The sequence below is a fragment of the Lentzea sp. NPDC060358 genome, from assembly GCF_042725365.1.
Taxonomy (GTDB): Bacteria; Actinomycetota; Actinomycetes; order Mycobacteriales; family Pseudonocardiaceae; genus Lentzea.
This window is the reverse complement of record NZ_JBHXCW010000299.1, coordinates 1-8,342: the sequence shown is the minus strand read 5'-3', so window position 1 is coordinate 8,342 and position 8,342 is coordinate 1. Positions and strand designations below refer to the sequence as shown.

General features: G+C 72.2%; 8 protein-coding genes. 4 read left to right on the top strand and 4 right to left on the bottom strand.

What is annotated here, in order from left to right:
* Positions 1–190: 190 nt before the first annotated feature.
* From ACFWGZ_RS36910 to ACFWGZ_RS36895, 4 genes are read right to left on the bottom strand one after another with little or no spacing between them, the layout of a single operon-like run.
* Entirely contained in the window at positions 191–2,527 is a 2,337-nt protein-coding gene (locus tag ACFWGZ_RS36910; protein ID WP_382456232.1) for a bifunctional salicylyl-CoA 5-hydroxylase/oxidoreductase, read from the bottom strand.
* Positions 2,524–4,140, bottom strand: a complete 1,617-nt coding sequence (locus ACFWGZ_RS36905) for an AMP-binding protein (protein ID WP_382456231.1) — start codon at positions 4,138–4,140, stop codon at positions 2,524–2,526. Before ACFWGZ_RS36905 ends, ACFWGZ_RS36910 begins: the two co-directional genes overlap by 4 nt.
* Positions 4,141–4,168: 28 nt before the next feature.
* Positions 4,169–5,068, bottom strand: a complete 900-nt coding sequence (locus tag ACFWGZ_RS36900; protein ID WP_382456230.1) for an acyl-CoA thioesterase — start codon at positions 5,066–5,068, stop codon at positions 4,169–4,171.
* Complete coding sequence (locus tag ACFWGZ_RS36895) at positions 5,065–5,547, bottom strand: cupin domain-containing protein (RefSeq protein ID WP_382456229.1); 483 nt, start codon at positions 5,545–5,547, stop codon at positions 5,065–5,067. Before ACFWGZ_RS36895 ends, ACFWGZ_RS36900 begins: the two co-directional genes overlap by 4 nt.
* Before the next feature lie 40 nt (positions 5,548–5,587).
* Here ACFWGZ_RS36895 and ACFWGZ_RS36890 point away from each other — a divergent pair, with 40 nt between their 5' ends.
* From ACFWGZ_RS36890 to ACFWGZ_RS36875, 4 genes are read left to right on the top strand one after another with little or no spacing between them, the layout of a single operon-like run.
* The gene (locus ACFWGZ_RS36890; protein ID WP_382456228.1) at positions 5,588–6,010 is read left to right on the top strand and encodes a RidA family protein; all 423 of its coding nucleotides are present in this window, start codon (positions 5,588–5,590) and stop codon (positions 6,008–6,010) included.
* 33 nt (positions 6,011–6,043) lie between these two features.
* Positions 6,044–6,913, top strand: coding sequence for a fumarylacetoacetate hydrolase family protein (locus ACFWGZ_RS36885; protein WP_382456227.1), 870 nt, complete (start codon positions 6,044–6,046; stop codon positions 6,911–6,913).
* Between the two features lie 8 nt (positions 6,914–6,921).
* On the top strand, positions 6,922–7,767 hold the full coding sequence (locus ACFWGZ_RS36880; protein WP_382456226.1) for a PaaX family transcriptional regulator C-terminal domain-containing protein: 846 nt from the start codon (positions 6,922–6,924) through the stop codon (positions 7,765–7,767).
* Between the two features lie 15 nt (positions 7,768–7,782).
* On the top strand, positions 7,783–8,268 hold the full coding sequence (locus ACFWGZ_RS36875) for a glutathione peroxidase (RefSeq protein ID WP_382456225.1): 486 nt from the start codon (positions 7,783–7,785) through the stop codon (positions 8,266–8,268).
* The last annotated feature ends 74 nt before the right edge of the window (positions 8,269–8,342 follow it).

Below are 8,342 nucleotides of genomic sequence, written 5' to 3'. Positions count from 1 at the left end.
CCCCACCCGAACCGCACCACCCACGCAACAGCAAGCCGCCCAACGAAACAGGCGTGCCATCAACCCGCAGACGGCGCTGGCCGGTCTTTGATCAGCTGGCGGGGTCCGGGGCGGAGCCCCGAGCAGGAAACAGGAACGAACCCAACCAAGGCGACCAGCACAACCACCGCGACCACCGCGACCACCCGAACTAGGGCTTCCACCGAACGTGCACGTTCCGATCCACCTCCCCGGCCCGCAGCAACGACAACCGCGGCCGCACAGCATCGGTCCGAGCCGAGGGCGGCTTACGACTGCCGGCCCGGTACTGCACAGGCCACTCCACGTCCTCGACCCCCTGTTCGGCAGCGGCGTGCAGGGTCCAGTGCGGGTCGTAGAGGTGCGTGCGCCCCAGCGCGCACAGGTCGGCGCGCCCGGCCAGCAGGATCGAGTTCACGTCGTCGTACGACGCGATCGCGCCGACGGCGATGACAGCGGCACCGGGGACCTCGTGACGGATCCGGTCCGCGTACGGGGTCTGGTACGACCGCCCGTACGCCGGGCGCTCGGAGGCCGTGACCTGGCCGGTGGACACGTCGATCGCGTCCGCGCCGTGGGCGACGAAGGCGCGGGCGATCGCCACGGCGTCGTGTTCGGTGTTGCCGTCGGGCGCCCAGTCCGTGGCGGAGATGCGCACGATCATCGGTCGCCCGGCCGGCCACACGGCGCGCACGGCGTCGAACACCTCCAGCGGGAAGCGCAGCCGGTTCTCCACGGAGCCGCCGTACTCGTCGTCCCGCCGGTTCGAGATCGGCGACAGGAACGACGACAGCAGGTAGCCGTGCGCGCAGTGCAGTTCGAGCAGGTCGAAGCCGGACGCGGCACCACGCCGGGCCGCCGCGACGAACTCGGCCGTGATCCGGTCCATCGCCGGGCGGTCGAGCTCGGCGGGCACCGGCGACCCCGGCCCGTACGGCAGGGCGGACGGGCCGACGACGTCCCAGCCGCCGGACGGCAGCGGTTCGTCCATCCCCTCCCACATCAGCCGCGTCGACCCCTTGCGGCCGGAATGCCCCAGCTGCAGGCCGATCCGGGCGGTGCTGCGCGAGTGCACGAACGAGACGATGCGCTCCCACGAGTCGCGTTGCTCGTCGGTCCACAGGCCGGTGCACCCCGGCGTGATGCGGCCTTGCGGTGACACGCACACCATCTCCGTCATCACCAGCCCGGCGCCGCCCATCGCCTTGGAACCCAGGTGCACCAGGTGGAAGTCGCCCGGCACGCCGTCGACGGCCGAGTACATGTCCATCGGCGACACGACCACCCGGTTCTTCAGCTCCAGCTCGCCCAGCCGGAAGGGCTGGAACATCGCCGGGGCCGTGGCCGGCAGCCCCTGCGAGGCGGCGAAGGCGGCGTCGACGCGGTCGGCGAACTCCTCGTCGCGGGTGCGCAGGTTGTCGTAGGTGATCCGGCGCGAACGGGTCAGCAGGTTGAAGCAGAACCGGGTCGGCTCCTGCTCCGCGTACATGCCGATGTTCTCGAACCACTCCAGCGACGCCTGCGCGGCGCGTTGCGTCGACTCGACGACGGGCCGGCGTTCGGCCTCGTAGGCGGTCAGGGCGGCCTCGACGTCGCGGTGCTCGTGCAGGCACGCGGCGAGGGCGAGCGAGTCCTCCATCGCGAGCTTGGTGCCGGAGCCGATCGAGAAGTGCGCGGTGTGCGCGGCATCGCCGACGAGCACCAGGTTGCCGTGGTGCCAGCGCTCGTTGCGCACGGTGGTGAAGGCGAGCCACTTCGAGTTGTTGGCGAACACCCGGTGCCCGGCCAGCTCGTCCGCGAACAGCGCGCGGACGCGGTCGACGGCGGCCTCGTCGGACACGCCGGGCGGGAACTCCTCGCCGGTGTCGAACCCGGCGCGCCGCCAGACGTCCTCGTGCATCTCGACGATGAACGTGGACCCGCTGCCGGAGTAGGGGTAGCCGTGCACCTGCACGGTGCCCCACTCGGTGTCCTTGACGAAGAACTGGAACGCCTCGAAGACGAGGTCGGTGCCGAGCCACATGTACCTGTTGCGCCTGCGGTCGAGCACCGGGCGGAAGACGTCCGGGAACGACTGCCGCACCAGCGAGTTCACGCCGTCCGCGCCGACCACGAGGTCGTGCGACGACCGCAGCGCGCCGGCGTCGGGCGCGGGCGTCGAGAAGTGCACGACGACGCCGAGGTCGTGGCAGCGCCGCTGCAACAGGCCGAGCAGCTCCTTGCGGCTCAGTGCGGCGAACCCCTGCCCGCCCACGGTGTGCGTCTCGCCGCGGTGGTGGATGTCGATGTCCGTCCACCGCGCGAACCGGCGCGACAGCGCGTCCGCGAACTCCGGGTCGGCGTTCTCGATGCCGCCGAGGGTCTCGTCGGAGAACACGACGCCGAAGCCGAACGTGACGTCCGGGGCCTCGCGTTCCCAGACGGTGACGTCGTGGGAGGGGTCGAGCTGCTTGAGCAACGCGGCCAGGTAGAGGCCACCGGGCCCGCCGCCGGCGATCGCGACCTTCACGCGGGCACCCCGCCCCCGGCCGCGCCGCCTCCGGCCGCGCCGTCCCGGAAGAGGTCCCGCAGCGCGAACCGCTGCAGCTTCCCGCTCGCGTTGCGCGGCAACGCCTCCAGGAACCGGACCTCGCGCGGGTACTTGTACGGCGCGATGGTCTGCTTGACGTGGTCCTGGATCTCGCGCGCCTTCGCGGCGTCGCCGGTCACGCCCTCGCGCAGCACGACGAACGCGCACACGACCGAGCCGCGTTCGTCGTCGGGCTTGGCGACGACGGCGGACTCCAGCACGTCGGGGTGGGTGTCCACGGCCTCCTCGACCTCCGGCCCGCCGATGTTGTAGCCGGACGAGACGATCATGTGGTCGCTGCGGGCGTGGTAGTGGAAGTAGCCGTCCTCGTCGCGGTGGAAGACGTCGCCGGTGACGTTCCAGCCGCCCACCACGTAGTCCTTCTGCCGCTCGTCGTCGAGGTAGCGGCAGCCGACCGGGCCGATCACGCCGAGCCGGCCCGGCTCGCCGGGACCGAGCTCCAGGCCGTCGGCGTCGAGGATGGCGGCGCGGTAGCCCGGCACCGGTCTGCCGGTGGCGCCGGGCCGGATGTCGTCGCCCGCGGCGGAGATGAAGATGTGCAGCAGCTCGGTGGCGCCGATGCCGTCGATCACCCGCAGGCCGAGCCGGTCGCGCAGCCGTTCCCAGGTCTCGCGCGGGATGTGCTCCCCCGCCGACACCGCGACGCGCAGCCCGCGCAGCTTCTCCTCCGCGCCGTCGCGCAGGATCGCCTTGTACGCCGTGGGCGCGGTCGCGAGCGCCGTCACCCCGTGCTCCGCCACGAGGTCCGCGAGCTGCGCCGGTGTCGCCGACTCGGTCAGGAACGCGCAAGCGCCCGCGCGCAACGGGAACACGACGAGCATGCCCAGCCCGAAGGTGAACGCGAACGGCGCCGTGCAGGCGACGAGGTCGTCCGGGGTCAGCTTCAGCACGTGCCGGCCGAAGGTGTTGTCGATCGACAGGACGTCGCGGTGGAAGTGCGCGGTGATCTTCGGCGACCCGGTGCTGCCGGACGTGGGCGCGAGCAGCGCCACGTCGTCCGCGGCGGTGTCGGCGGCGGTGAACTCCCCCGGCTTGAGCGACGCGCGGACCGCCAGGTCGTCGTGGTCCACCACGGTCAGCGCCGGGAACGCGCGGACGTCCGCGGCGAACCGGGGGTCGGCCAGCGCGAACGACGGCCGGGTCCGTTCGAGGACGGGAGCGAGCTCACGGGCCCGCAGCGCGGCCATCGTGGTCACCACGACACCGCCCGCCTTCAGCACGCCGAGCCACGCCGCCACCGTCCACGGGGTGTTGGGCGAGCGCAGCAGGACCCGTTGTCCCGCACCGAGTCCGAGGTCCTCCACGAGCACCCGGGCGACCTGGTTCGAGCGGGTGCGCAGCTCGCCGTAGGACCACACCTCGCCCGCCGGCGTCCGCAGCGCCGGGCGGTCCGCGCCGAACGCCGCCGCCGGGACGTCGATCAGCTCGGTGCCCGCGTTGAGGCGGTCCGGGTAGACCAGGTCCGGCGTCGTGAACTCGATCGCCGGCCACAGCGCGGCGGGTGGGAGGTGGTCGCGGGCGAAGGTGTCCATGCGGGTGAGTCCTTCCGCGGGCGGCGGGTCAGGAAGCGCGGATCATGCCCTCCTGGGCAACGGTGGCGAGGTGGAGACCATCGCGGGTGAAGAAGCGGCCGTACCCGAGTCCGCGGCCGGACTCGGCGGCGACCGCGTCCTGCGCGTAGAGCAGCCAGTCGCCGACCGGTCCCCCGCGGTGGAACCACATGGCGTGGTCCAGGCTCGCGGTCACCAGTCCCGGCCGCGCCCACGGCAGGCCGAGCACGCGCAGGACGGGTTCGAGGATCGTGTAGTCGCAGACGTAGGCCAGCGCGGCGAGGTCCCGTTGCGCGCCGGTCAGCCCGGCGACGGGGCGCAGCGGGTCGAACGGCTTGACCCACACCGCCTGGTGCGGCACCCGCTCGCCCTCGACGTCGAGGTAGACGCCGCCGGGCACGTGCCGCATGTCGAAGCCGCGGCCACCGGACCAGTACGCCTTCGACTCGTCGGTCATCGTGCCGCCGGTGCGCCCGGCGAGGTGGTCCGCGGTGCTCGGCAAGCCCTCGGGGCCGGGCACCCGGTCGACGGCCGCCCGGAAGCGGCCACCCGGTTCGCCGGCGGCGAAGTTCGCGAGGCAGACGTAGAGCGGCTTGCCGTGCTGGTAGCCGCGGACCTGCCGGGTGCTGTAGCCGCGGCCGTCGCGCAGGACCTCCACCTCGTAGCGCACCTCGGCGCCGATGTCGGCCGGGCGCAGGAAGTAGCTGTGCATCGAGTGCAGCGCCTTGCCGTCGGTCACCGAGCGCATGGCGGCGGCCGCCGCGGCGGCGACCAGGTCTCCCCCGTACGCCTTGGGCCACGGGCACGGCTGCGTGACGGCGGTGAAGGCCAGGTCGAAGTGCAGCGGCGCCACCGGGGTGAGGGTGATCGCCGCGGTGAAGACCTCGGAGGTGACCGTCCCGGCCGTCATCGGGTCAGCCAGTCGCGCAGGTCGGAGTCGGGGACGTCGTCGAGGTTCACGACGATGTTCTCCGGGGTGCGCGTGGTCATCCACGTGAGCGGGCGGTTGCGGTCGAGGTTGCACTCGATGTGCGGCATGAACGGCGGCACGAACACCCAGTCGCCCTCCTCCATGTCGACGTAGTCCGCGAACTCCGCGCCGAAGTAGATCCGCGCCCGGCCGGACAGCACGTACCCGCCGGTTTCGGCCTCGCCGTGGTGGTGGGTCACCGAGCGGTAGCCCGGCTCGTTGGTGACCTTGCCGAACCACAGCCGGGTCGCCGGGGTGTGCTGGATGCTCACGCCGGAGATCCGGATCGCGCCGCCGGAGTCCGCGGTGTCCGGGTTCTCGGCGCCGCCGCGCGTCACGACCGGGGCCACGATCCCGCTGGGCAGCCGGTACACCGAGTTGTCGCCTTCGAGCCGGTACTTGCTGAGGTCGGGCTCCATATATCGCATTCTTCACCGCCGTCAGATAATGTCAATACTCATGAGGCCCCTTGCGGTGAACCCCGCCAGCCTTCCCGCCCCGCGCGGCTACTCCCACGGCACCCTGGCCGGCAACACGCTGCACCTCGGCGGCCAGACCGCCCTCGACGCCGACATGAAGATCGTCCCCGGCGGCATCGTCGAGCAGTTCCGCCAGGCGTTCGGCAACGTGCTGGCCACCCTGCGCGAGGCCGGCGGCATACCGGAGGACCTGGTCAGCATCACGATCTACCTCACCGACATCCCGGACTACCAGGCGCACGGCAAGGAGATCGGCGAGGTGTGGCGCGAGCTCGCCGGCCCCGTCTACCCGGCGATGGCGGGCATCGGCTGCACCGCCCTGTGGCAGCCGGAGGCCCTCGTCGAGATCCTCGGCGTGGCCGTGATCCCGGACGACCGGCTGGTCGCACCGATTCAGAAATAGCGTTTTCATGATCAGCGAAATGGAGACGCGATAGTGAAGCTCGCTTCTGTGACCGTGGACGGAGTGCGCCGCGCCGGTGTCGTGGACGCCGCCGGGCAGTCGATCGCGCTGCTCGCCACCACGGCCGACGACGTGGTGCGCGGCGGCGAGACCCGCGAGACCGGCGAGGTGCTGCCGTTGTCCGCGGTGCGGCTCGAGTCGCCGCTGCACCGGTTCCGCCGCGACGTGCTGTGCACCGGCTGGAACTACCTCGACCACTTCGAGGAGCTGCAGGGCAAGCGCGGCGGCCAGGAGCCCGCGGCGTTGCCGGAGCGGCCGACGTTCTTCACCAAGGGCCCGGACACGGTCATCGGCCCGTTCGACGACATCGCGTACGACCCGGCGTTGTCCCAGAAGTGGGACTACGAAGCCGAGATCGCGATGGTCATCGGCCGCGACGGCCGGTCGATCCCCGAGGAGAAGGCCCTGGACCACGTGTTCGGGTTCCTCGTCGCCAACGACGTCTCGCAACGCGACCTGCAACGCGCGCACGGCGGGCAGTGGCTCAAGGGCAAGAGCATCGACCAGACGATGCCCCTCGGTCCGTGGATCACCACGACCGACTCGGTCGACCTGGCGGACATGCGGGTGCAGTGCGAGGTCAACGGCGTGCTGCTGCAGGACGCGTCGAGCGCGCAGATGGCGTTCTCGTTCGCGCGGATCATCGCCGAGCTGAGCGAGGGCATGACCCTCCGGGCGGGCGACGTGGTCCTCACCGGCACGCCCAGCGGCGTCGGCAACGCCCGTGAGCCGCAGGTCTTCCTCCGCGACGGCGACGTGGTGGTGACTCGTGTCAGCGGCCTCGGCGAGCTGCGCAACACTGTCACCCTCACGGATCTCGGCCGGGGAAGGAGAGAGCGCTGAACCTCGCGGTGAACGCCGACGCGGAGGTCTCCCCGGCGGAGACGTCCCAGCCCGGACGCGACCGGCTCGGCCCGCTCATCATCACGCTCTTCGGCCTCTACGCGCGGGGCGAGGACAACTGGTTGTCCGTGGCCTCGGTCGTGCAGCTGATGGCGGAGCTCGGCGTGGAGGGCCAGGCCGTCCGGTCGTCGATCTCGCGGCTCAAACGCCGGGGCGTGGTCGTGGCCGACCGCCGCGACGGCGCCGCCGGGTACGCCCTCGCCGAAGCCACGCTGGAGACCCTCGCCGAGGGGGACACGCGGATCTTCGAACGCCGCCGGGCGACCGCGGAGGACGGCTGGCTGGTCGTCGTGTTCTCGGTGCCGGAGTCCGAACGGGACAAGCGCCACGCGTTGCGCACCGGCCTCACCCAGCTCGGGTTCGGCACCACCGCGCCGGGCGTGTGGGTCGCGCCGGGCAACCTCGCGGGCGAGACCCGGCGCACGCTGGAGCGCCGCGGGCTCGCGGAATACGTCGACCTGTTCACCGGGCAGCACTTCGGGTTCGGCGACCTGCGCTCGAAGGTGCGCGCGTGGTGGGACCTCGACGAGCTGGCCGACCTGTACGCGGACTTCCTGCGCCGCCACCGGCCCGTGCTCTCGGCCGCCCCGGCCACGCCCGCGCACGCCTTCCAGACCTACGTGCCGATGCTCACCCAGTGGCGGCGCCTGCCCTACAGCGACCCCGGCCTGCCGCTCGCCCTGCTGCCGCCCGGCTGGAACGGCGTGACGGCGGAGGCGCTGTTCGAGGAGCTCAACGCCACGCTGAGCGCCCCGGCGCGCGAGCACGCGCTGGCCGTCATCCGCGGCAGGTGACGTACGTTGGGCGCCATGGAGATCTACGACATCCCGGTCAGCACGCTGGCGGGCGAGCCGGGCGACCTGGGCGCGCTGCGCGGCAAGGTGGCCCTCGTGGTGAACGTCGCCTCGCGCTGCGGCTCCACCCCGCAGTACGCCGGTCTGGAGCGGCTGCAGGAGAAGTACGGCGCGCAGGGCTTCACCGTCGCGGGCTTCCCGTGCAACCAGTTCATGGGCCAGGAGCCGGGCACGGCCGAGGAGATCGCCGAGTTCTGCTCGGCCACGTACGGGGTGTCGTTCCCGCTGTACGAGAAGATCGACGTCAACGGACCCGACCGGCACGCCGTCTACCGGGAGCTGACCGCGCACGAGGACGCCGACGGCAACGCGGGCGACGTGACCTGGAACTTCGAGAAGTTCCTGGTGTCGCGCGACGGGCAGGTGCCCGCGCGCTTCCGGACGCGGACCGAGCCGGAGGACCCCGCCGTCGTGGCGGCCATCGAGGCCGCGCTGCGCTAGGCGCACCTGGTCGGCGCGGTGGTGGCCGGGTGCGGCCGGAGCCCGGTGGCCGGGTGCGACCGGTGGCCGGGTGC

What these genes read in the sequence shown, in the direction of transcription:
- ACFWGZ_RS36905 (WP_382456231.1), bottom strand. Translation starts at nt 4,140, where the DNA reads ATGGACACCTTCGCCCGCGACCACCTCCCACCCGCCGCGCTGTGGCCG.
- ACFWGZ_RS36900 (WP_382456230.1), bottom strand. Translation starts at nt 5,068, where the DNA reads ATGACGGCCGGGACGGTCACCTCCGAGGTCTTCACCGCGGCGATCACC.
- ACFWGZ_RS36895 (WP_382456229.1), bottom strand. Translation starts at nt 5,547, where the DNA reads ATGGAGCCCGACCTCAGCAAGTACCGGCTCGAAGGCGACAACTCGGTG.
- ACFWGZ_RS36890 (WP_382456228.1), top strand. Translation starts at nt 5,588, where the DNA reads ATGAGGCCCCTTGCGGTGAACCCCGCCAGCCTTCCCGCCCCGCGCGGC.
- ACFWGZ_RS36875 (WP_382456225.1), top strand. Translation starts at nt 7,783, where the DNA reads ATGGAGATCTACGACATCCCGGTCAGCACGCTGGCGGGCGAGCCGGGC.